This window comes from Methylomonas fluvii, assembly GCF_014850975.1.
GTDB lineage: Bacteria > Pseudomonadota > Gammaproteobacteria > Methylococcales > Methylomonadaceae > Methylomonas > Methylomonas fluvii.
The window spans coordinates 636,654-659,906 of the sequence record NZ_JACXST010000003.1; the positions used below are offsets into that span (position 1 = coordinate 636,654).

14 protein-coding genes are annotated in these 23,253 nt (G+C 50.0%); 6 read left to right on the forward strand and 8 right to left on the reverse strand.

Annotation, left to right across the window (positions count from 1 at the left end; genetic code table 11):
* Positions 1 to 13 precede the first annotated feature (13 nt).
* The 6 genes from dksA to EBB_RS20490 all read left to right on the forward strand — a co-directional run bounded on the left by dksA (position 14) and on the right by EBB_RS20490 (position 7,975).
* Positions 14 to 445, forward strand: coding sequence for an RNA polymerase-binding protein DksA (gene dksA, locus EBB_RS20465; protein ID WP_192395572.1), 432 nt, complete (start codon positions 14 to 16; stop codon positions 443 to 445).
* Positions 446 to 447: 2 nt separating this feature from the next.
* Positions 448 to 1,341, forward strand: a complete 894-nt coding sequence (gluQRS, locus tag EBB_RS20470) for a tRNA glutamyl-Q(34) synthetase GluQRS (RefSeq protein ID WP_192396419.1) — start codon at positions 448 to 450, stop codon at positions 1,339 to 1,341.
* Positions 1,342 to 1,367: 26 nt separating this feature from the next.
* Complete coding sequence (gene acs / locus EBB_RS20475; protein ID WP_192395573.1) at positions 1,368 to 3,308, forward strand: acetate--CoA ligase; 1,941 nt, start codon at positions 1,368 to 1,370, stop codon at positions 3,306 to 3,308.
* 1 nt (position 3,309) lies between these two features.
* The gene (locus EBB_RS20480; RefSeq protein ID WP_223146887.1) at positions 3,310 to 4,200 is read left to right on the forward strand and encodes a DMT family transporter; all 891 of its coding nucleotides are present in this window, start codon (positions 3,310 to 3,312) and stop codon (positions 4,198 to 4,200) included.
* Positions 4,201 to 4,645: 445 nt separating this feature from the next.
* The gene (locus EBB_RS20485; RefSeq protein WP_192395574.1) at positions 4,646 to 6,166 is read left to right on the forward strand and encodes a DUF4301 family protein; all 1,521 of its coding nucleotides are present in this window, start codon (positions 4,646 to 4,648) and stop codon (positions 6,164 to 6,166) included.
* Positions 6,167 to 6,655: 489 nt separating this feature from the next.
* Entirely contained in the window at positions 6,656 to 7,975 is a 1,320-nt protein-coding gene (locus tag EBB_RS20490; protein ID WP_192395575.1) for a TolC family outer membrane protein, read from the forward strand.
* 943 nt (positions 7,976 to 8,918) lie between these two features.
* Here EBB_RS20490 and EBB_RS20495 read toward each other — a convergent pair.
* The 8 genes from EBB_RS20495 to EBB_RS20530 form a co-directional block, all read right to left on the reverse strand.
* On the reverse strand, positions 8,919 to 10,265 hold the full coding sequence (locus tag EBB_RS20495) for an IS5 family transposase (protein ID WP_225587194.1): 1,347 nt from the start codon (positions 10,263 to 10,265) through the stop codon (positions 8,919 to 8,921).
* Between the two features lie 196 nt (positions 10,266 to 10,461).
* A complete protein-coding gene (locus EBB_RS20500; protein WP_192395576.1) occupies positions 10,462 to 10,779 on the reverse strand; it encodes a hypothetical protein in 318 nt (105 codons plus the stop codon).
* The gene (locus EBB_RS20505; RefSeq protein WP_192395577.1) at positions 10,772 to 11,407 is read right to left on the reverse strand and encodes a nucleotidyltransferase domain-containing protein; all 636 of its coding nucleotides are present in this window, start codon (positions 11,405 to 11,407) and stop codon (positions 10,772 to 10,774) included. Before EBB_RS20505 ends, EBB_RS20500 begins: the two co-directional genes overlap by 8 nt.
* Before the next feature lie 2 nt (positions 11,408 to 11,409).
* Positions 11,410 to 12,219, reverse strand: coding sequence for a pentapeptide repeat-containing protein (locus EBB_RS20510; RefSeq protein WP_192395578.1), 810 nt, complete (start codon positions 12,217 to 12,219; stop codon positions 11,410 to 11,412).
* A 321-nt stretch (positions 12,220 to 12,540) separates the two neighbouring features.
* Entirely contained in the window at positions 12,541 to 14,520 is a 1,980-nt protein-coding gene (gene recD / locus EBB_RS20515; RefSeq protein WP_192395579.1) for an exodeoxyribonuclease V subunit alpha, read from the reverse strand.
* Positions 14,517 to 18,185: an exodeoxyribonuclease V subunit beta gene (gene recB / locus EBB_RS20520; protein ID WP_192395580.1), complete on the reverse strand. Its 3,669-nt coding sequence runs from the start codon at positions 18,183 to 18,185 to the stop codon at positions 14,517 to 14,519. Before recB ends, recD begins: the two co-directional genes overlap by 4 nt.
* Positions 18,182 to 21,673, reverse strand: a complete 3,492-nt coding sequence (gene recC, locus EBB_RS20525; protein ID WP_192395581.1) for an exodeoxyribonuclease V subunit gamma — start codon at positions 21,671 to 21,673, stop codon at positions 18,182 to 18,184. The genes recB and recC overlap by 4 nt, the downstream gene beginning before the upstream one ends.
* 153 nt (positions 21,674 to 21,826) lie before the next feature.
* Positions 21,827 to 22,912, reverse strand: a complete 1,086-nt coding sequence (locus EBB_RS20530; protein ID WP_192395582.1) for a methyl-accepting chemotaxis protein — start codon at positions 22,910 to 22,912, stop codon at positions 21,827 to 21,829.
* Positions 22,913 to 23,253: the final 341 nt, after the last annotated feature.

Here is a 23,253-nt window from a genome sequence, read left to right on the forward strand (position 1 = left end):
CAGGAGTCATTGGATGAACAATTCTAACCCTGCCGCATCGGAATTTACTTTTAAGCCTTATGAGGAAAAAGAAGGCGAAGAGTACATGAACGAGGCGCAGTTGAGCCATTTTTCCGCCATTTTAAACAAATGGAAATCCGAATTAATGATGGAAGTGGATCGCACCGTCCACCACATGCAGGACGAAGCGGCCAACTTTCCGGACCCCAACGACCGGGCTACGCAGGAATCAGAATTCAGCCTGGAGCTGCGCACCCGCGACCGCGAACGTAAGCTGATCAAGAAGATCGATGAATCCCTGAAGGAAATCGAGTCGGGTAACTACGGCTATTGCGAAACCTGCGGTATCGAGATTGGCATTCGCCGCCTGGAAGCGCGCCCAACCGCCAACCTGTGCATCGATTGCAAAACACTCGATGAAATCAGAGAAAAGCAATTGGGTTAATTCTGCCCAATTCCGCACCCTACGTCGGCCGGTTCGCGCCCTCGCCTACCGGCCCACTTCACCTCGGTTCTTTATACACCGCACTTGCCAGCTACCTGGATGCCCGTCAGCATAAAGGGCTGTGGCTGTTACGCATCGATGATCTTGATACGCCGCGCAACATGCCGGGAGCCAGCGACGCGATTCTGAATTGTCTGCAAAGCTTTGGATTATATTGGGACGGCGAGGTGGATTATCAAAGCCATCATCTTGAGCAATACGAGCAGGCCATTAGCGAATTGCAAAAGCAGCAGGCACTTTACCCTTGTACCTGTAGCCGCAGCTTATTGGCAAATTCGCCTTTGATTTATCCGGGCTATTGCCGCACAAACCCGCAATCGACTGATGCGCCACATGCACTACGCGTAAAAACAGCGGATATTTCGACGCGCTTTGTTGATGATTTGCAGGGTGAAATCAGCCAAAACCTGGCAAGCGAGCACGGCGACTTTATCGTCAAGCGGAAGGACGGCATCATCGCCTACCAATTGGCTTGTGTTGTTGATGACCAACAGCAAAAGGTTAATCGGGTGGTGAGAGGTTACGATTTATTGGATTCGACCCCCAAACAGCAGTATTTACAGTATTTGCTGGGTTACCCGGTGCCGCAATACATGCACATTCCGCTGATTGTCGACCAAGAAGGCCATAAGCTGAGTAAGCAGACCCGAGCGGAAGCCATCAATCCCAATCAAGCCGCACCAACCTTGTTTCTGCTGCTAACCTTACTCCAGCAAAATCCACCGCCCGATTTGCGGCTGGCCGCAATCGACAGTATTCTGGAATGGGCCATTGAACACTGGCAAGCCCGATGCTTGACGAGCACCCAAGCCGTCTCAGCCTTACAACACCATTAATAACGTTCAAAGAAGGAGGTTACGTTATGTCAGACCAAAAAATTTATCCGGTCAATCCGCAGATTGCCGCCAGCGCACACATCGATAGCGCTGCTTATCAGCGTCTCTACCAACAATCGATAACCGACCCGGAAACTTTTTGGGCTGAACAGGCCAGCGAATTTTTGGATTGGCAGCAACCTTGGCAGCAGGTGCTGCAATACGACTACCCCAAGGGCGAAATACAGTGGTTCCTGGGCGGCAAACTGAATGTCACCGTCAACTGTCTGGACAGACACCTGGAAACACGCGGCGACCAGGTAGCGATCATTTGGGAAGGCGACGACCCGGCGCATGATCGTAAACTGACCTACCGCGAGCTGCACACTCAAGTCTGCCAATTCGCCAATGTTTTAAAAGCCAATGGCGTACAAAAGGGCGACAGAGTCTGTATCTATCTACCGATGATCGCCGAAGCGGCTGTAGTCATTTTGGCCTGCGCGCGCATCGGCGCGGTGCATTCCATTGTCTTCGGCGGCTTTTCGGCTGACGCCTTACGCGATCGCGTCATCGACGCAGATTGCCGGGTTTTGATTTGCGCCGACGAGAGCTTTCGTGGCGGCAAAGTTGTGCATTCCAAATTGAATGTCGATAAAGCCGCCAAGCAATGCCCCAACTTGAATACCGTGATAGTGATCAAGCATACCGGCCACGACATCCCCTGGACCGCAGGCCGCGACATTGATTATCGCGAAGCGATGCAAGCCGCGTCGGCCGACTGCGAGCCGGTGATGATGGACGCTGAAGATCCGCTGTTCATCCTGTATACCTCGGGTTCCACCGGCCAACCTAAGGGTGTGCTGCACACCACCGGCGGTTATTTGCTGTATGCGGCCATGACCCATAAATACGTATTCGATTACCAGGAAGGCGATGTTTACTGGTGCACGGCCGACATCGGCTGGATTACCGGCCATTCCTACGTGCTGTACGGGCCATTATGCAATGGCGCCACCAGCTTGATGTTCGAGGGCGTGCCGACTTATCCGCACCCGGACCGCTTCTGGCAAGTGATCGACAAACATCAGGTTAATATTTTTTACACCGCACCGACTGCCATTAGAGCGCTGATGGCGCAGGGCGACGATTTTGTCACCCGCACAAACCGCAGCTCGTTACGTATCCTGGGCAGCGTTGGCGAACCAATCAATCCAGAAGCCTGGGAATGGTATTACCAAGTAGTCGGCAACAAACGCTGCCCGCTGGTGGATACCTGGTGGCAAACCGAAACCGGCGGCATTCTCATCACGCCTCTACCTGGCGCGACGCCATTAAAACCCGGCTCAGCCACATTGCCGTTTTTCGGCGTAAAGCCGGCCATACTCGATCCGGATGGCAACATTCTGGAAGGCGAAGCGGAAGGTGTGCTGGTGTTGACCTATCCTTGGCCGGGCCAAGCTCGCACCGTTTATGGTGATCACGCGCGCTTTATCGACACTTATTTCGCCAAGTTCCCCGGCTATTATTTCGCCGGCGACGGTGCCCGCCGCGACAAAGACGGCTATTACTGGATTACCGGCCGCATCGATGACGTATTGAACGTGTGCGGCCACCGCTTGGGTACGGCCGAAATCGAAAGCGCGCTGGTGCTGCATGACTTAGTAGCCGAAGCCGCCGTGGTGGGTTTTCCGCATCCGATCAAAGGCCAAGGCATCTATGCGTATGTGACGTTGAACGTCGGCATCGAAGGCAACAGCAGCCTGAAAGGCGAGTTGAAAGACTTGGTACGCGAGGAAATCAGCGCCATCGCCCTGCCCGATCTGATTCAATGGGCACCCGGCCTACCCAAGACCCGTTCCGGCAAGATCATGCGCCGCATCTTGCGCAAAATCGCCGCCAACGAATTCCACGATCTCGGCGATACCTCAACCCTGGCAGATCCGTCGGTGGTTGAGCAATTGATCGCCAACCGTCTGAAATTGCCTTAAGGTGAAAACCCGCCTGACTTTAGCGTATTTCAGTGTCATTCTAGTCTGGACCACTACGCCGCTAGCCATAAAATGGAGCAGTATCGGCGTCAGCTTTGTGTTCGGGGCGATGGCAAGAATGAGCACCGGACTGGCTTGCCTGCTGTTGCTATTGCTACTTTTGCGCCGGCGTTTGCCGCTCCACCGACCCGCTTTGATAACTTATCTGGCGGTGGCGATACAGCTTTACGGCAGCATGCTGATTACCTATTGGTCCGCGCAATTCGTGCCGTCTGGCTGGATCTCGGTAATTTTCGGATTAAGCCCGTTCATGACCGCTTTTATGGCTGCGACATATTTGAAGGAACGCAGCCTGGGTTGGGGTAAATTATTCGCTTATAGTTTGGGTATGGGTGGGTTAGTGGTCATGTTCAGCTCGGCTCTGGAATTGGATGAACTCGCTCTGCAAGGCCTGATCGGCGTGCTGGTGGCTACCTTCATCCACGCGGCCAGCGCGGTGTGGGTCAAGCAAATTGACGCAGGTCTACCGGCTTTACAATTGGTTACGGGCGGATTGTTAATCGCGGTACCCTTGTATTTCTGCACCTGGTATTGGTTGGATGGCGGCGTATTGCCGGAAAATATTCCACCGCAAACCCTGTATTCCATTGCTTATCTTGGGGTGATTGCCACCACTCTGGGTTTTGCTTTGTATTATTTTGTGTTGGCCAACATGCAAGCCACCAACGTGGCGATGATGAATTTGATGACACCGATAATGTCCCTGGTGCTGGGTTATAGCGTCAACCACGAACCGTTGACGGTGAAAACCATGGCCGGCACGGCTCTGATTATGTGCGCGCTGTTGATTTACGAAATCGTCAATCGCCGACAACAACGGATTGGCGGGTAATTGCCATTCCGCCATCTGAGAACTAAATTTTGCTGAGGCGTTGCTGCAAATACGCGGCGAACTCGGCTTTAATTTCCTCATGCAGCAATTTGAATAATTTTGTTTAGTTCCAAAGCTGATGCATTGTATACCATATGATTATAATAAAGAGTTATTCCGAACGGTAACTCATACGGGAATCAATCGGATATCAGTGCTTTCTAACGTGGGGACGATTTTGGTAAAGGCTACGGAACAACCACAATCCCCACTATGGGCAGATCAATGCCCTTCTTCGGCGGCAAAGAGGATTTCTTTGATCATGGCGGTTATCTGTAGCATTGGGTTGTGGCTATTTTCTCATCTGATGATTTTTTCGAGGCACCCAAATGTAGCTGTACTTTTGTCGCATAATTAACTGTGCAGATAAATATTACAAAATTTTCAACATCAAAATTATAATATCATGCTTTCAATCAACGATTTACAGCAAATTAGCGAAAAATGTATTTCAGAATCACAAATTATTTATCAGCTTAAAAGTTTTGAAACTGGTTTCCCGTTTTTGAAAATAATTAATGCTGCATCACCAGAGCGGGGTATTACCATTGCTTCGGATGCGCAAATTAATGATTTGTTGGAAACATGGGATGCTTATTTGAAATCCGATGCTTCAATACTAAAATTTGTTCCGGCATCGGGTGCGGCCAGTCGTATGTTTAAAGATTTATATGAGTTTTTGGATGCCGATTATGCCGAACCAACAAAACCTGCTGAAATTAAATTTATTACTGAAATTAAAAACTTTGCGTTTTACAATGCTTTGAACGAATGTTGTTTGAAAAATAATAATAAAAGTATTGATGATTTGATTGAAAATGGAGAGACAAAAGCTATTGTGTCTAATTTATTAAACAGTAATGGCTTGAATTATGGTGCGTTGCCTAAAGGCTTACTTTTATTTCACACATATAACAACGAAAAACGTACTTCGCTACAGGAGCATTTGGTGGAAGGCGCATTGTATGCTTCTAATGCATCGAATGAAGTAAATATTCATTTCACAGTTTCGACTGAACACCGTCAACTGTTTGAAAAACATGTAAATGATACGCTTCCTGAATACGAAAATGTACTGGTTAAAAAATTCAACATCAGTTTCTCAGAACAAAAGCCATCGACTGACACTATAGCTGTCGACGAACAAAATCAACCATTTCGCGAAAATGGAAAATTAGTTTTTCGTCCCGGAGGACACGGCGCTCTCATTGAAAATCTGAACGATTTGAATGCAGATGTAATTTTTATTAAGAATATTGATAATGTAGTTCCTGATTATCTTAAAAACCAAACAGTTAAATATAAGAAAGCCATTGCAGGTTTATTGATTAAACTTCAACAAAAAGCGTTTGAAAATCTTCAATTATTGGATGAAGAGAATACTTCTATTTCAAGCTTACATGAAATTGCACTGTTTTGCGAAAAGGAACTTAATAACATTCACCCTGAAATTGATAAATTGGATGAAAGTGAATTAAAACAGTATCTGAAATCAAAGCTAAATCGTCCGATTAGGGTTTGTGGTATGGTTAAAAATACCGGAGAACCTGGTGGTGGTCCTTTTCTTACTGTAAATGCAGATAGAACCGTATCTACTCAAATTCTCGAAAGTTCGCAAATTGATTTATCAAATCCTGCTGAAAAAGCTAAAATGATGAATTCAACACATTTTAATCCTGTTGATTTGGTATGTGGAGTGAAAAACTATAAAGGCGAAAAATTTAATCTTTTACATTATGTCGACAACCAAACCGGATTTATTTCATCGAAATCCAAGGGTGGTAAAGAATTGAAAGCTTTAGAGTTGCCCGGACTTTGGAATGGAGCCATGAGCGATTGGAATACAATTTTTGTTGAAGTTCCCATCGAAACATTTAATCCGGTAAAAACAGTGAACGATTTGCTTCGTCCTGAACATCAAAAATAAGATAATTTGTTTCTAATTAAAATTATTGAATCATATTTATTCAAAAGGTTTATCACATTATTTGTAATGAGCTTTGTTATCCGCACACTTATTTTCTTGGAAACATGGCAAATTTAAAAGTGAAGTGCGCGATCTTTCTTGAACCTGCTGTTGCTATTTTCTACTCCGTATCGGTGAGGATGATCAAGGTACATAGAATACACATCACCATATAAATTCCGCTTTGGTCTACTTATCAATCACTCGTTTCTTGAACTGTCCGGTTTTGATGGCGGGGATCACTGTGGATAACGAACGAGTTCCCAAACCGGCAACCGGAGAACAGCTTTGGTAATTTTTTGACTCATAAACTCTCGATTGATTAAGGTTTTACTTTGACGAACGGATGATGTGTGCCTAACCTTATGGCAAAATTAAATAAGCACTGTAAGGTCTTTATTTTAGGCGATAATGTAAGTTTATTCCCAACTCTCAGCACGAGATATAGCAATGATAAGACTGTTATGCACCTTTTTGGTAGCATTGATACCGGTAAAACTGGCTTTTAGTCAGGACTTGCTGGAAACCTATCAGCTGGCGAAAGCAAATGATCCGGAGTTTAAAAGTTCGGATATCAATAAGCTCGCCATCGCCGAAACTAAGTCGCAAAGCATCGCGCAAATGTTGCCAAATCTTTCCTTTAGCGCCAACAGCAGCCGCAATCGTCTGGAAAGTACCAGCTTTTTGGGAACCACCTTGCAGCATTACTGGGACAGCAAATTCGGTATCAATTTAAAACAACCGGTGTTTCATTGGGACCATTGGGTACAGCTTGATCAAGCCGATAATAAAATTGCTCAGGCGGAAGCGCAATTCCAGGCTAAACAACAAAGCCTGATCCGCAGAACCGCCGAGGCGTATTTCAATATACTGGCCGCGCAAGACAATCTGGAATTTGCCAACTCGGAAAAAAAATCCATCGAAAAACAATTGGAGCAGGCCAAGCAGCGTTTCGACGTCGGCATCATAGCGATTACAGACGTTTATGAAGCCCAAGCCGGTTATGACAGAGCTCTGGCCAGCGAGATCGAAGCACAAAACCTTTTGGATAACAGCAAGGAAGCCTTGCGGGAAATCATAGGTGAGAATGCCGCCGAACTAAACAGTTTGCAAGCACAAATCCCGCTCAGCCCGCCCGCACCGGAGGACTTGTCATCCTGGTCCAATGCAGCGGAGAACAATAACTTCTCTATCGTCGCACAGATTAATCAAGCCGAATACGTCCGCAAAAACGTCGAGTTACAACAATCCAAGCATCTGCCCACCCTCGACATCGTCGCGCAATATAGCGAAATGGATACTGGCAACCAATACGGCTTGCGCGGCGACAATGAAAGTTTCGGATTGCAACTCAACCTGCCTTTATACGAAGGCGGCGGCACCTCTTCCCGCAGCCGCCAAGCGGCCTACGAGTATGAAGCAGCCAAGGAAGATTTGACTAAAGTAAAACGCAGCATCAATCGCGGCGTAAAAGACGCATTTCGCGGCGTAGTTTCCAGCATCAGTAGAGTCAAAGCATTAGATGCTACCAGCAAATCTGCGGAAATGGCCGTGGAAGCCGCCGAAGCCGGTTTTGAAGTGGGCACCCGCACCATGGTGGACGTGCTTACCGAACAGCGTAATTTATACAAAGCCAAAAGCGATTACGCCAGAAGCCGCTACGACTATCTGATCAACGGCATCAAACTCAAAGAAGCGGCCGGCAGCCTGAATGAACAGGACCTCGAACAGATCAATCAATATCTGCAGGGAACGCTGAGTAAGAACTAGCCCACTCCATGGAGTACTCAAGGCCGTTCCTTATTAACCCGGTCCTTGCCCTTAAATACCGTTCGTCCTGAGCCCTTCGGCTACGCTCAAGAGAGACTTGTCGAAGGACGCATCAGGCTTCGACAGCTGGAACGGTGTGCCGGGCTGGGTTAAACATTACCGATTTTGCCACCGCCAATGCCGAGCGTTATTGGCACAGCCATGTTCTTATCATGCAGATTTCGGCCATAGCCGGTAAATGTCCAGCCAAAACCAGGCTTAGGATATCGTGAGTACCGCTGCTATTGCGCCAAACCTGCGCTTGATTGCCTTTAACGCATCCTCAAAGGCTAAGGGCGCATGCAGACATGATCGGGTAGTAAGCAAGCCCGCCGCAGTCTTAATCGATTCATACAACCCTCGGAGCCATTCCGTTATTGCTTATAGCCTTAAGCGCAAGCCTTTTAAGCTCGCGCACGAGACTTTTCGCTATCTTCGCAAGGCTTTTAGCGTTGCGCACAAACCCCAAAGCCTTGCTGGCTCAGTTAAAAGCTTTGCGGACAACACAAAATTCATGCGTCCGCCGGGCAAAACGCCTTGCGCGCCAGGCTATTCAGCTTGCGCACAAGCTATTTTGCTATCCTCGCAAGGCTTTTAGGCTTGTTCGTAAGCCCACCAAGCCTTGCAGGCAAAGCAAATTGGTTTGTTCGCTCGGCAAACTGCCTGGCGCGCAAGGCAGTTTGGTTTGCACGCAAGAGAATTTGGCTTTCGCGACTAGCAAAATGCGATTCTCGTTTGGCTCCAAGGCTTACTAATGGGGTACAGCTGACCGCCCCTGCGGAAAATATGGCATCCGTTCGGGAATTGGATACAGTCGATCACGGTATTGGTGGTGGGGTTTGACGGCCATCAGCCAACTACTGAGTCGTCCCTGAAAAAGCCGATATTTTCCGAACACCAGCATTCAGGCCGACAATAAAAACGGCGCGCTCAATGGCCGCGCCAAAATCCGACATGGCGGTCTCCAAAAATGAGGCAAAAAAATCCTCAACTGCCTGAGGATCATACGGATATTGTGACCAGCACCGCATAAGATGGCATGCATGGCATCGCCCAGTTCGCCTTTCAGGTAATTGCGGCCCAGCAATCCGTCGTTTTTGAGGTGCCCGATGACGGGTTCGATGGCATTGCGGCGTTTGAGGGCGCGTTTGAGTCGCCGGGTGTTTATTCCTCTCTTTTGCCGGGCTTTGTAAATGGTCACGTTCGGGACCTCGACACCACGGTATCCTAAATCCACAAAAGCTTCTTTTGCGCGTGTACCGCTTAGAATCTCCGCCTGTTCCAGACACGATTCCAGGGTGTGTCCATCGTAGGGATTACCGGAAAAGCTGCGGGCGCCGAGCACAAAATTACTTTTGTTGGTGACGGTGATGCCCACTTTGACGCCGAATTCATACTTCTTGTGGACTTTGCCTTTGGAAATGCATTCGACTTCCGTGGCGTGGAAACTGTACAGCTTGTTTTTATCCTGGGGTTGTTGGTTCAAAATCCGTTGGGTTTTCTCTAGCGTCTCTTTAAAAGCCAATTTGACTGCATCGGATTGATCCGTCAATTGGCGCTCGATATCTCGGTAAACCCGACCCACCAAAGTTTTGAGCTGTTTGAGCATTTTGCGTTTGCGCTTCATTTGCTTGGCATGACTGTACCGGTTCGCCATCATCAGCAAATAGGGGGCTTTGCGGTTGTAGTTCTGCCGTAGTGTAATCTCATGCTGCTCAGCCAGACGTACCATGTGCTGGCGACAGCGTTCATACAATTTTCCATCGGTCGGATACGTGATGGCTTTCTCTTGCACCGTGCTATCAACCGTCACCGATTCAAAATCCTGTTTCTTCACGGTCTTGCTGGCTACGCCAGCCTGGATCGTCACCGATAACATCCACTCGCAACCTTCTTCTCCGATCCGTTTTCGCCAATAGGTCAGTGACGTGGGGTGGCAAGGTATCTGGTGTTGGAAATACTCTTCGCCACAAAAATATTGCCAATAGGGATTTTCAAGCCACTGTGCCACGACCGCTTCGTCCGAGCGTGCAAACGCATGTTTGAGGTAATGAAGCCCGGCAATAAGACGCGTTGGCAACGCCGGAGCGCCTTGGTTCTCGGTAAAAAATTCACCGAACGCATCATCCAGTACTTTCCAATCGATCAAATTTGCCAGTTGGTAAAGCTCATGCTTCGGATTCAACAGGTCGGCCAGTGGTGTGTTGAATAGATCGATTTGGCCGCTACTTTCTTGGGATTTTGGCTTCATTTTCGATAAAAATTTGCAAGAAATTAATATCTATTTTACTAATTTCTTGCAATTATTGCCCGTCTTTTTCTTCAATTATTTATTGTGTTTCAATGCTTTAGCCGTGAATTTGTGGCTTTTCAGGGGCGACTACTGACTGTCGGTGTGATTCTTGAATGGCAGGTTTATGTCAGAAATTGATCGTTTAACAGCGCATTCAGCGGCTTGTCCGCTGCAATGCCTTGTTAGCGACTTCAAGCTTTAATTCTGACAATTGATTGTCCACCTTCTCGGAAAGAGCTTTGTAATCTTCAGTCACTTGCTCTTGGCTCTTGTTTGCCAAAAAAAACAAAGTTCCTGACATTGATTTGAGCAATACGACCAACAGATCGCGAGTTTCAATCCCGTTATTTCTAGACCACCGATCAATAGCTTTTTCTGTCAAACTCAACAATGGCTCAAAGAATAACCCCGATCCGTTGACAATTGTTAGCGCATTCCTCTGCGCTATTATTCTGTTGTTAAATTCACTCATAACCATCACTTGTAATTGTGTTTATCTTTTCATTCATCCAAGATTCGATTTTATTTAATGCCATCTTCGCTTTGCCGACCTCATAAGAACTTAGAAGCTCACCTTCGCCTCTTGTAGAAAGAACTCTAGCTCTCTCAAGTAGTTCATATGTAGAATTATCAATAGGTAGGCTATGAATACCTATATTTCGAGCCGAATTTCTCGAAAAGTCAGGTTTTACATCAATGTGTAACGAGTAACATGTTGCAAAGTTTCTTATAGCTAAAAATACGGATGACAAATCAAATACTTCGGCAAGGCATGATCCCTGAATTGATTTTTTGGCGGATAAAAATATTTCACGAAACTTGTTGCAATCAGCTATACCTGATTTATAGGAGCTTGGCTCACCAATACTGCGCAAGTAGTCAGAACCATCTGATGAATAGATTAGCTTGGACTCCAAAAAGAGGTGCCAGGCAAACGGGTTTCCTTGCTCCCACAGTTCACTTATTCGCGTATAAGAATAAATGGAGTAATCTTTTGGGCTAAACCTGTCATCACGGCCATTCACAATAGCAAGCATGTCAATGTCTGAAAACGAATCGACTTCACCTCGGCAAATTGATCCAAAGGCATAGATATGCACACTTACCGCCTATTAAAACGTTTGATGATAATAGACATGAAGAAACCAAACATAATCAATCTAACCAGTAAAATTGCGGTCAAATATAGCTTTGGATATGCCGAAGGTTCCAGTGTTCCGAGGAATACTTGTGGTGAAACCAACAATGCTTCGAAATATGATTTAACTAACGACGGATCACCAAAACCAATAGCATGAACACCGGTAATAATGAGCAAAACCACCAGAACCGCTCTACACAGCTTCCACGTGGACTCCCCATTTCCCCAGATTAAATCCAATAACTTAAATTCTATCCACTCACCAAATACCTTGAGTCTATTAATGTCCTTATACTTTTTCCGATAATAAGATTCTTTGGATTTCCAAGCTTTGTGAAGATGGTCTTCTGTTGCTTGCAGTTCAATAGTAATTGCTTTGTTTGCAGATTTGGCGTCGCCAATTTGCTGATAATTTAATCGTAATGAACGCGCAAATTTAAGTTTTAAATTCTCGGGACCAGGGCAGCCAGCTTCGAGAATATCGTTATCAATATGTGTTTTATCAAAAGTAGCGTAATCAAATTTGCAACCATTAAAGCTTGATCCCGCGAGATTGCAATTCACGAACCTACACCCAGTAAAATCACAATCCTCAAAACTACAGTTCCTTATATAAGCGGCATCAAAAATACAGTAGCGAAAGTCCACATTTTTGAACTCAACTTTCAACGCTACTAATCGCTCAAACAACTTATTAATGAACTTCTCCTTGTTTACTGGAGAATCAAATTTTTTGTCTGACAGCTTTTCTCTTCCGCTATCTTTTATCATCCGAGGCTCTATTTAGTAAGTTCGTAAACCGTATGCCTAGCAAGGAATTAGATAGTTTCCATATATCTACCGAAAAACGATCCTCGAAACGATAATTCATTGATTGACATATAATTTTCCTTTCAGTATATCATCGTAGACAATTGGATGGGGCTGATAACCATCGCATTGCTGCCATTGAATTATTTTTACCGATAGGCCGCAACGGGTCGGTTTCAACAATTTCCCATGTCTAAAACATCATTCGCCAGCGGCGTAAGTCTCGCTGAAACCATAGCCCAAAGTGTTACCCAATAAAAACCACCAACATGGGTTGTTGCTTCACCACAATTGTCGGCAAGTCAATATAGCTTTAGCAAACACCCCGTCGCTACTTTCCAGCAAACTAAAGTGTTGTTTGGCGCGGGTGATGCCGGTGTAAATTAATTCGCGGGTGAGCACAGGGCTGATGTTTTCCGGCAATACCAAGGCCACGTGAGCAAACTCCGAGCCTTGTGATTTATGCACGGTGATGGCGAAAGCGGTTTCCACGTCCGGCAGGCGCATTGGCGAGATCCAGCGTATTTTCAGATTGGCCGTTGGCTCGGCACTGTTGTCGACACTGGGAAATGCCACTTTAAGCTTGCCGCTACTGTCTCGCAGCGCAATCCCGATGTCTCCGTTCATTAAGCCCAGGTTGTAATCGTTGCGGGTGATCATCACCGGCCGGCCTTCGTACCACAGGGCCTGCTTGGCTTTGGCGAACAACCATTCTTTAATGCGCTGATTAAGGCCTTCCACGCCCCACGGCCCTTTCCGCAATGCGGACAGCACCTGAAACGCATCGAAGGCGGTCAACACTTGCATGGCCCATTCGTCGTACCGCTCCGCATTGTCCGGCCGGCCATCGTTGATTTGTGCCAGATAATAGCCATACCCTCGGCGGGCAGCGTCCCCGCTATTAATCACTAGTTTTCTTAACAAACTATTGGCGGCGTCCGGGCCGGGGTGTTGCCGTAAGGCGATATATTCGGCATGCGGTTCAGGTAACAAATCGGGGTACTGTGAGGTGTCAGTTAAGATCGCCTGAGCCTGCAAAGCATCGCCCTGATTCACGGCTTTAGCCAGTTGGCCAATGCCGCTATGTGCATCGAAACGATGACTGTGCCGCAACATGACGGTTTGTTGATTGATGGTAGAACCGGGCGCTGCCGCAGGTTTGAGCGATTCGCCGGCATAAGCAGTAATCCAGGCCAGCGTCTCCGCATCATAAGCGGCGTGTTCGGCGCCGCGACATAAATCTCCCATCACCGAACCGGCTTCGACGGATGCTAATTGATCCTTGTCGCCCAGCAAGATCAACTGCGCGTTTGCCGGTAAAGCCTCCAATAGCGACGCCATCATTTCCAAATCGATCATCGACGCCTCATCGACAATCACGATGTCGGCGACAATAGGATTGTGGCGATCATGCAGAAAGCGCCGCGAATCATGCCGGCTGCCCAGCAAGCGGTGCAAGGTGCTGGCCTTACGGGGAATAGTTTGTTTAATAGTGTCGTCGATAGCCAAGTTGTCGAGCGCTTTGGCAATCGACTCGCTGACCCTGGCCGCCGCTTTGCCGGTCGGCGCCGCCAGCAAGATATTCAGATTTTTGGGTTTATCGCTTTCATGTTGCGCCAGTTCAATCAATAAAGCCAACAGCTTGGTCAAGGTAGTGGTTTTACCGGTACCCGGGCCGCCGGTGATGATGGCAAAGCGGGCGCGCAAAGCCAGGATACAAGCAATTTTTTGCCAATCCGGTCTTTCCGAGCTGGCGGGAAACATCGCTTGCAAGCGCTCCGCCAACGACGCCGGCAAGCTATCCCGCGCCGGCTGTAAGCGCTGCATAATGCAGGCTTGCGTGATTTGTTCATAGCGCCAGTAACGCCGCAAATACAGCCGGTTGCCCGCTAAAACCAGCGGTGTATCACCTTCCCCTGATGACACAAGTCTTGATTGCGATAGCGCCGCTTGCCAGACCTCAAGACTATATACTTTTAAACGTGCCAACTCGGCCGCCGCCGCGTCCTGCTCGACTACCCAAGCATCATCGGCCGGAATAGCCAGCGTCATTCCTGGCTGCTCACAGAGTTTTACCAAATCCAAATACACTTCGCCTCTATCCAGCTGATGACTGACCAAGGCCCCTGCCCATAGCACCGGATCAGATGCCGCCGGATCGAGATCCAGCAAAAAACCGACGAAGGCCCGATTCAAATGGCTCAACCAGCCTTTCGCTACCCAGTGCTGCATACTGTCTAATGCCGTCGCTGGCCGGATCATGATGATGCTCCAAACAAAGCATCCAAACCCTCGATCAAGGCTCTGGGTGGTTTATCGAATACACGCCCTGCCCTTGGCCCTTGCGCGCCTCTTAAAAACAAATACAGCCCTCCGCCGATGTGCGTCTCGTAATCGTAAGCCGCGCCCAACCTGACTTTCAGCAAACGATGCAAGGCCAACAAATACAAGCTGTATTGCAGATCGTAACGCTTAGCCAGCATGGCCGCAGTCAGGGCTTCGTGCGTATACGCCGCGTCGTCGGCACCCAAACTGTTGAATTTATAATCGACCACGTAGTACCGCTGATCGTGCACGAATACCAAGTCGATAAAACCTTTTAACAGCCCATTCACTTGGCTGGGCAGTAAGCCCGGACGGGCTTGTCCGCCGACGGTGTGGCGGCTGACCAAGCGATCCAGTTCCGCAGTGTCCACGGTATCGGCACCCAGCAGAAACTCCAGCTCGGCTTGATAGGCATTAGTTTCGAGCGCAGCCAAACTAACATTGGCGTCCTCCAACAAGGGCATGTTCAACCAGTGCGCCAAGGCCGAAGCAATGACGGCATGTTTGTTCTCCCATTCGCCGATAAATCGCTTTTGAATCAAATCTTGTCTCAAGGCAGGATTTACAGCCACATTGGCAAAACCCCATTGTGCGCATTCCTCCAGCAGATCGTGAATCAAGACGCCGGGGCCGGCGCCTCTGGGCAAAGCATGGACACCGGACAAGGGTTTACTGAGCGTCGCAGTAATTTCGGCTTCGTCGTTTTGCTTATCGTCATGGGCAGTTTCAAACTCCGGCAACGGCTGAGACGGTTCTGCCGTAGGCGTCAGGCGGTCCACGATGTGCAAGGCGCTATAACTGGCTATCCACCAATTACTGGAAACTTTGCCGAGCGGGACGCGTGCCTCATCGCCACTCTCGTCGGCCAAAACCGGGCTATAGCGTGCGTCGTCAATTTCCGGTAAGGGCGTTATCGAAATTGCTGCGCACCTGCCTTTCAGTTCAATCAGTCGCTCGGCCAAGGCGCTGATGGGCATTTTGGCCTGCCAATTTAGTAAGGCACCCATAGCCGATTTTTCCAACTGGCAATCTTTGGTACTGCCGGATTTGACCGGCGCAATGCCCAACCAACAAGCATGCCGGGCTCGGGTCATCGCCACATATAGCAAACGCAAATCTTCCTGTAACCTTTCTTCGTCGCTGATGGCTTTAATGCGGTCTTGTTTATGCAAATCGATTTGCAAATCCTGGTTGTCGTCGTGATAACGATAATAGGCATTGAAGCGGCCGCCGACTTCCCGAAAACTGCAAATAAACGGCAAAAACACCAGCGGGTATTCCAGGCCTTTGGATTTATGGATGGTGACGACTTTAATCAAATTGGCATCGCTCTCCAGCCTGATAATACCCTCATCGCCGGCCTGGCTACCGCCCGCCTCTATCGCTTCGGCCAGATACCTAATCAGGGCTTGCTCGCCTTCCAACTGGGTGCTGGCGCGTTGCAACAATTCAGCCAGATGCAGCAGATTAGTAATCGACCTTTCGCCTTCGCTGTCATCAGTCAAGCGCGCGTGCAATCCGTAATCGTTAATCAATTGCCGCAACGCTGGCAAAATGCCGTCCTGTTGCCAGCGTTGCTGATACATCAGAAAGCGTTCCAAATGCAATTCCCAGCCGGGTTCGTCCAAAGCCAATGCGTGCAACGCATGATACGACCAAGCAAAGGTTGCCGAACTTAAAGCCGCGCGCACCTTGCGCTCATTACGCGGCTCGGCCAGGGCATTTAACCAAAGCAACATGTCAACCGCTTCGCCGCTGGCAAAGATGGAATCGCGTTCGGACAGATAGACGCTACGCAAACGGCGGCGCGCCAAAGCGTTGCGTATCGCCGCCGCTTCGGTGCCGCTGCGGACCAGGATAGCGATGTCCCCAGGCTGCAAGGCCTGCATGCCGGAAGCCGAGCTAAACCCGGTTTGCCCTGCATCAGCTGACTTCAGTAATGTAACAATCTGGCTGGCCGTTACGTCCGCCAGTCTTTCCCGATAAGCCGGCATGCCGACCGCGCCCTCGGTTTCCCAATGCCACAGAGTTAAGGCCGGGGCGGCTTGCTTATCGATAAGCCATACCTCATCGCGGCCTTGGGCCTTGACCGGTAAAAAAGGTAAAGGATTGCCCTGTTCGGATTTAAAGCGGAAAGCGCCCCGCTCTCGCTGATCGGCTCGCAAAAACACCTGATTGACCGCATCGACTAACGCCTGGGTGGAACGGTAATTGGTGCCTAGGGTGTAATGCCGGCCTTGAGTATCGCGGTGAGCCTTAAGATAAGTGTAAATATCCGCGCCACGGAACGAGTAGATAGCTTGTTTCGGGTCGCCAATCATCAAACACGCACAATCTTCGCCGGCCGGCGTGGCGTAAAGCGTGGAAAAAATCCGGTATTGCAGCGGGTCGGTATCCTGAAACTCGTCGATCAACGCAATCGGATACTGCTCACGTATCACCTGCGCTAGCCTGTCGCCATTGCGGCCTTGCAGCGCGTTATCCAAACGTATCAGCATGTCGTCGAAGGTCATCCTGGCGATGCGTTGCTTTTCAAAATCGTAACGCTGCCTGATCCAATGAACCGCATGCTTGATCAGCTCGACTTTTAAACTAGGCAGCGCCGCCAGTTGCGCCGGTAATCTGCCTATCGCGGCAAAACCTGGATGGTCCGGCGGGGTTTGTCCGGGGTTGGCTAATTGTGCCATGCCGGCCGGCGACAGGTTCTCAAAGCCCTTGCCGATGTCCAGCGTATCCTGCGCCGGGTCCAGGCTCCATGCCTCGATTTTGTCCAGCCAGTTGCGGCGGTTAGTGGCGTTGTAATTTTTTGCGGGCAGCACTTTGCTTTCGATAGCCGCCTCCAAGAGTTCGCGTACTTCAGGCAGCCAACTGAGCCAAGGCGCCTTTAACGCTTGTAACGCCAACTGCCTGATAGACGCCACCGCAGAAATCAATTCTTTAATCGGCTGACCGTCGGCCACGCCCATCGGTATCGGCTCAGCGTTACCCAGCAGCGAACGTACCGCCAGTAATAACTCATCCGGATGCTTAAACAGCGCATACAGGCTAGCAAAATCGGCATCGTTGGACATGTCGTAATAGAAACTGCGCCAATAGTCCCGCACCACCTCATTCAACAATTCCGTGTCGTCGGTATTGACCTCCTGGCGAAACAAACTGCCGCTATCAAAAGCATGCTGTTGCAACATGCGGTTACACCAACTGTGGATGGTATACACCGCCGCCTCGTCCATCCAGTTGGCCGCCAATTCCAAACGCCGGGCGCAGTCCGGCCAGTCCACTTCAGGATAAGCGGCGCGGATGTCTTGCAAGAAGGCATCCGTCGTCGGCAACTGCTGGCGAAAGAAGCGTGCGGCCTGGCTCAAGCGCTCACGTATCCGTTCCCGCAGTTCCTTGGTGGCCGCCTCGGTGAAAGTCACCACCAAAATATCCGGCGGCAATAGATACCCGCTGGGTTCAGCATTGTCGGGATGGTGTCCCAGAATTAAGCGCACATATAAAGCCGCGATCGTGTAAGTCTTACCGGTGCCGGCGCTGGCTTCGATCAGCCGGGTAGCCGATAACGGAAATTCGAGGGGGTTGAGTGGGATTGCGCTGGTCATACCGACACCTCCCCTGCCCCAGGCAATTCCCGGATATGCGCCAGTATCGGCCGATACAAATTATCCACCCAGTGTGCAAAATCCTTGTCAGCGGCAAACGCCGTCAAACTAGCAAAATTGGGAAAGAAGCGCGCCAGATAGGCGTCGTATTGCACTTCGCCGGCGTTCCAGTCATCGCCGTCGTATCTGGCCTGGGCTTTTTCCCGCGCAGTTTCCGGCGATGCGGCAAGCCAGCAAAATGCGGTGCGGCACGCCACCGGCAACGGCGCTTGCATGCCCTCGTGATAAGCGGCAACCAGGTCTTGTAACTGCCGGTAAGCATCGTCTGGCTCGACAACCGGCATTTCCAGCACCGCGTCGGCCCCGACAACTAAGGTGTTTACCGGCAAGATATCGGCGCAAGCCGCCAAATGCTGTAGCCACTGCAAAAATAAATTCGGATACTTGATGGATTTGTCCTTATTCAGCAGATTTTGCGCCGTCAAATGCAACAGACCGGCTTGCTGGTTGTGCCGGCGCAGTTGACTGAGCTCGCCGGTCAGTTGCAACGTCACGCCGTCGGCCAATGCAAAAGGCACCAGTTGCAATACATGCGGCTCCAAAATCTCTGACCATACCAAAGCCAACTCACCATAACGCTTCCAGGCGGCCGTGACCGGCTCGGCCAAGGCCTGAAAACTCGCCTGGGCAAAACCGCCCAAAGGCAATTGTCCTTTTTGCATCATCACGGCCTGCTGCCCGGATAGGTATTGTTCCAAGTCGTCCGGATGCTCTGTGGTTAAACCCTGAAGCAATTCATCGCTGAATAAATAGGCTTGCAGATTGTCGACTCCAAACGGCTCGCAGTCTTCGCTGGTAACGGCCAGGCTATCAAAGCCAAACTTGAGGGTTTGGTTACAAAAACTTTTCACCGGCGCGCGCAAAAACCGCGCAAGCGATTCCAGGCTCAAAGCGTAGGTTTTATCATCCGAGCTGGGGACGATTTGCCCGTTAAGCGGCTGAGCGGCGGCTGGAACAAACCATTCCCTGGCATAGGTAAAAAGGCCGGGATCGCGGTGTTTTTGCACATAGGCTTCGCTAAACGGTTGCAAGGGATGCGCGACGGTTATGCATTGCAACAATGCAGGCTGATCGGCAAGCGCCCAGCTCTGCGCCAGCACATCGCGCAATTGACTGATTAAAACCGACGGCGGCCGCTCGCTGTTATCACGGATACTGCGCCCTACCCAGCTGATATGCAGCTGTTCGCGTGCCGACAGCAATGCTTCCAGAAACAGATATTGATCGTCTTGCCGACGCGAGCGGTCGCCGGGGCGGTATTGCCCGCGCTGGCTCATCAAATCGAAACTATGCGCTTGTTGATTGCGCGGGTAATCGCCGTCGTTCATGCCCAACAGGCAAATGAGTCTAAACGGAATGGCGCGCATCGGCATCAAGGTGCAGAAATTCACCCGCCCGCTGAGAAAGCGTTGATGCAAGGACGGTTCGTCGACGCCAGCCAGCCAGGCCTCGCGTACCACAGGGATGGGCAGTAAATCGGTCTCGCTTAAACCGGCTTGTGCGCAGTGTCTGGCCCAACTCGTTAAGGCACTTGTTAGAGTTTCCAGGGTTTTTCGCTCGCGCTCGTCGCTTACTTGAAAAAAATCGTTCAGCAGCTCAGATAATATTTGCAGCCATATGCTCGGAGCATATTCCTGTCGCAATAGCTCTGCGTATTTTTCCAGCGTTTCCAACAGAAACGCCAAACCGCCCAGCCATTGCGCATCCAGGCCGCCTATTTCTTCGTAAGGTTGAATATCATCGAACGGCACACCGGCACCGACCGCATACCCCAACAACATGCGCCGCAGCCCAAACTGCCAAGTATTGGCCTGAAAATTTGCGGGCATATTGACTCGTTCCGTGCGCTGGCGGGCGTTCAAGCCCCAGCGGATGCCGGATTCTTCAATCCACTGATGCAGTTTGGGGATGGCGGTTTCATGAATATCAAACCGCGCCCGCAAGGCCGGCACTTCCAGCAAGCCGAGAAATTCACTGACCGCAAACCGCGACTCCGGTAAATTCAACAAGGCTTCCACGGCAAGCAGCAGCGGATTTTGCCCGCGCTGCTGCTGATCGGCCAGACTGTAGGGAATATAACGCGGATCGTCACTTTGGATTTGGCCGAACACCGCATGGATATGCGGCGCGTAAGTATTGATGTCCGGCACCATGACAATAATATTGCGCGGATAGAGCGGGTCGCCATTTCGCTGAGCGTTATCGAAACGTGCCAATAGTTGGTCGTGAAGAATTTCGACTTCACGTTGCGGACTATGGGCGATATGAAATTGGATAGACGTATCTGCTCTGGCCAGGCATACCGGTTGCTCGGGCAAGGGTTCCAAGTCCAGGATAGACTGCTGCAAATGTTGCAGTAAACTCCGACTTCCCGCATCCCCGTAATCTTTGAACATATCGATTTTGCTGTCCGGCCAATGCCAGTTGGCGTAGGCTTGGGTTTCATCGAAATGATCCAGCAGACGAATATAATCCCGGCCCTGTTTGCCCCAAGCAGCCAATAAAGGCGGCGCCTGTAAATGCAATTCCGCATCGCTTAATGCCGCACTCATACCGGATTTATAAGCCTGACGGCGGCGTTCTGCTTTCAGCAATTCCTTGTCTTCGATGATGTCGGCCCAATAGTGCTGACACGGGTTATGCACAAACAATACGATCTGACAAAACCGCCCCAATTTAGCCAGCACTTCCAACGACTGCTGCGGCAGGGAAGACAGACCAAACAGCACGACGCGGCGCGGCATGCCGACGGGCCGGGCAGTCAAGGTATCGATTTTAGCCATGAACTGGGCATGTACCGCTGCCCTGCTGGCAAACGGTGAGCACTCCTCACCCAAATCCTCGAGTACGGCGCGCCACAAAGCGGCTTGCCAACGTTGCGCGCTCGGCAAGGGTTTGCTCTCGCCGTGCCCGTTGCGCAATACATCTTGTCCTGCCGCCCAATCAGACACCCAATCGGAGCGATACACCTGGTATTGGTCGAACAGGTCCGCCAATTGTTCGGCAAGTTGATGGCGTTTGCGGCAATGGCTGTCCTCGGTCAAAAAACTCGCCAAGGTTTCGAAACCCGGTTGTGGCAACAAGCCCGGCAACAAACGATATAAACGCCAGATCAAGGGGTCTTTGGCTAACAATTGCTCGGTGGGAATCTGCTCGCCCAATACTGCTCGGTAAACACTCCAGATAAACAAAGACGGCAGTTGCATCTTCAGCGCGGCAGCAATACCCAGCGCGGAATTTTGCGCCAGACTTTGCTTCAACCAATGCCCCATGCCGTTGCTCTGCACCAGAAAAATCTCGTTTTCCAAGAGCTGCAAGGGATGCTGTCTGAGCCAATACTCGACCACATCGCGAAGTTCCTCCAGTTGATTGGAGTGAATCACGGCTATGCCGTTATCTAGGGAGTGGGAGTGACCTGCTGCTGACATGATAGGCTGAAATAATTTAGGGGAGCGGTGTGCTTATTATCACCGCTTTTGACCGGACCATCGAGACCTTGCAAATTAGCCGCAATACAACAGTCTTGGCTATTCAGCTACCTTTCTATTCCCCGGGGGAGAAAAGCCGCCCGATTGTGAAATCTAGAACAACTCAATCTCGGTGGCACGCTGGCCGGGTTTAGGCTTTTCGCCTTGCGGTTGTTTTTCCGTTTCCGACAGCAATAATTTTAAGGCGGCAATGCGTTGTTTGAAGCGCGCTAAACCGTCGCGTTCTTCCCGGTCGTGATGCAATCTTAAAAGCGCGTGCAAGTAATGACCGACATTTTTGGTATCCACGGCTATTTTAGCCATCATCTGCGTGACGATGTCTTCAAACTGCATAGCCATCACCCCTTCCTGAGCCAGCCTCTGTATTTCATTGCTTGCCACAGTGATGTTAGTTGAATGCCCATTCGCCTTGGATGTCATTTGGATCAATTCCTGACCCAGGCTGCCGAGGCTTTCGCGTGACCGCTCTGCCAGGCTTAGATCAGTCTGCGCTGCTTGCGATACCTGCCTATCCACTTCTTGCAAAGACTGGATGATGTCATCGAGAGTGGCGCGGATTTCATCGCTGAATTGCCGGGTCTGAGCAGCTAGCTTTCTCACTTCATCCGCGACAATACCAAAACCGCGGCCGGCGTGACTGGCCCGCGCCGCTTCGATTGCCGCATTCAAGGCCAATGTATCGGTTTGCCTGGTGAGTTTGGTTACTCCGTCAAGCGAATCTTCGATGCGTAAAAACTTGCTCTGCATCTGATTAAAACTGACGGCTATGCCCACGCTGGAGTCATTGACTTCCTGAATTTTTTTAACGAATTCATCAATCAGAGCATGCGTTTCGTCGAAAAATTTATGTAAACCGGCCTGTTGCCGTTGTTGCTCGTCATCGGCGCCGGTCATTTGCAATATTTCATCCACTAGGGCGGTCAACACCTTGCGTTGGTCGGTCGATTGCTGTTCCAGGCCTGTCAAACTATTGGATAGTTTATGCGCGGAGCTTTGGATGGTATCGCGAGCCAAAGCCAGGTCTTGTTCCAAAATACTGAAGCGATTTTCTGCGTAGTCCATGGCGCGATCAGACAAAAACTGGTACTCCGTCATCACCGACTCAAGTTCGTCTAGCCGCGCCTGTTGCCGGTCTTGCCAATGTTTACGGCCGCGATAGGAAAAAACTAACGCGCCCATCAATAAGGCTACTGATAGCAAAGTAAAGTCAACTGGCGTTTGTGGTACTTGCCGACTCCAAATCCAGCAAACGCTATTTATGACAATAGCCAGACACAATAAAACAGTATCTATGCGTTCGCTGAAAATCTTGGAAACGGATCGCCAGCGGAGTGAAGATTTTTAGTCCCCGATAGCCGTAGCGCCGGGCGGGTTTTCGCAGCGAAGCGGAGAAAACCTGCAAGGCATCGCGACACGGCGTCAAGTCATGCGAGAGCCGATGTTTCGACCCCTTGTTGGGTCGAAAAACGAGGTGACGCGGACGAATCGGGGCGCCGAAGGCATAAGCGGTCGCGTGATTT

What these genes read in the sequence shown, in the direction of transcription:
- EBB_RS20510 (WP_192395578.1), bottom strand. Translation starts at nt 12,219, where the DNA reads ATGATAAAAGATAGCGGAAGAGAAAAGCTGTCAGACAAAAAATTTGAT.
- EBB_RS20500 (WP_192395576.1), bottom strand. Translation starts at nt 10,779, where the DNA reads ATGAGTGAATTTAACAACAGAATAATAGCGCAGAGGAATGCGCTAACA.
- recD (WP_192395579.1), bottom strand. Translation starts at nt 14,520, where the DNA reads ATGATCCGGCCAGCGACGGCATTAGACAGTATGCAGCACTGGGTAGCG.
- acs (WP_192395573.1), top strand. Translation starts at nt 1,368, where the DNA reads ATGTCAGACCAAAAAATTTATCCGGTCAATCCGCAGATTGCCGCCAGC.
- dksA (WP_192395572.1), top strand. Translation starts at nt 14, where the DNA reads ATGAACAATTCTAACCCTGCCGCATCGGAATTTACTTTTAAGCCTTAT.
- EBB_RS20530 (WP_192395582.1), bottom strand. Translation starts at nt 22,912, where the DNA reads ATGGGCGCGTTAGTTTTTTCCTATCGCGGCCGTAAACATTGGCAAGAC.
- recC (WP_192395581.1), bottom strand. Translation starts at nt 21,673, where the DNA reads ATGTCAGCAGCAGGTCACTCCCACTCCCTAGATAACGGCATAGCCGTG.
- recB (WP_192395580.1), bottom strand. Translation starts at nt 18,185, where the DNA reads ATGACCAGCGCAATCCCACTCAACCCCCTCGAATTTCCGTTATCGGCT.
- EBB_RS20495 (WP_225587194.1), bottom strand. Translation starts at nt 10,265, where the DNA reads ATGAAGCCAAAATCCCAAGAAAGTAGCGGCCAAATCGATCTATTCAAC.
- EBB_RS20490 (WP_192395575.1), top strand. Translation starts at nt 6,656, where the DNA reads ATGATAAGACTGTTATGCACCTTTTTGGTAGCATTGATACCGGTAAAA.
- EBB_RS20485 (WP_192395574.1), top strand. Translation starts at nt 4,646, where the DNA reads ATGCTTTCAATCAACGATTTACAGCAAATTAGCGAAAAATGTATTTCA.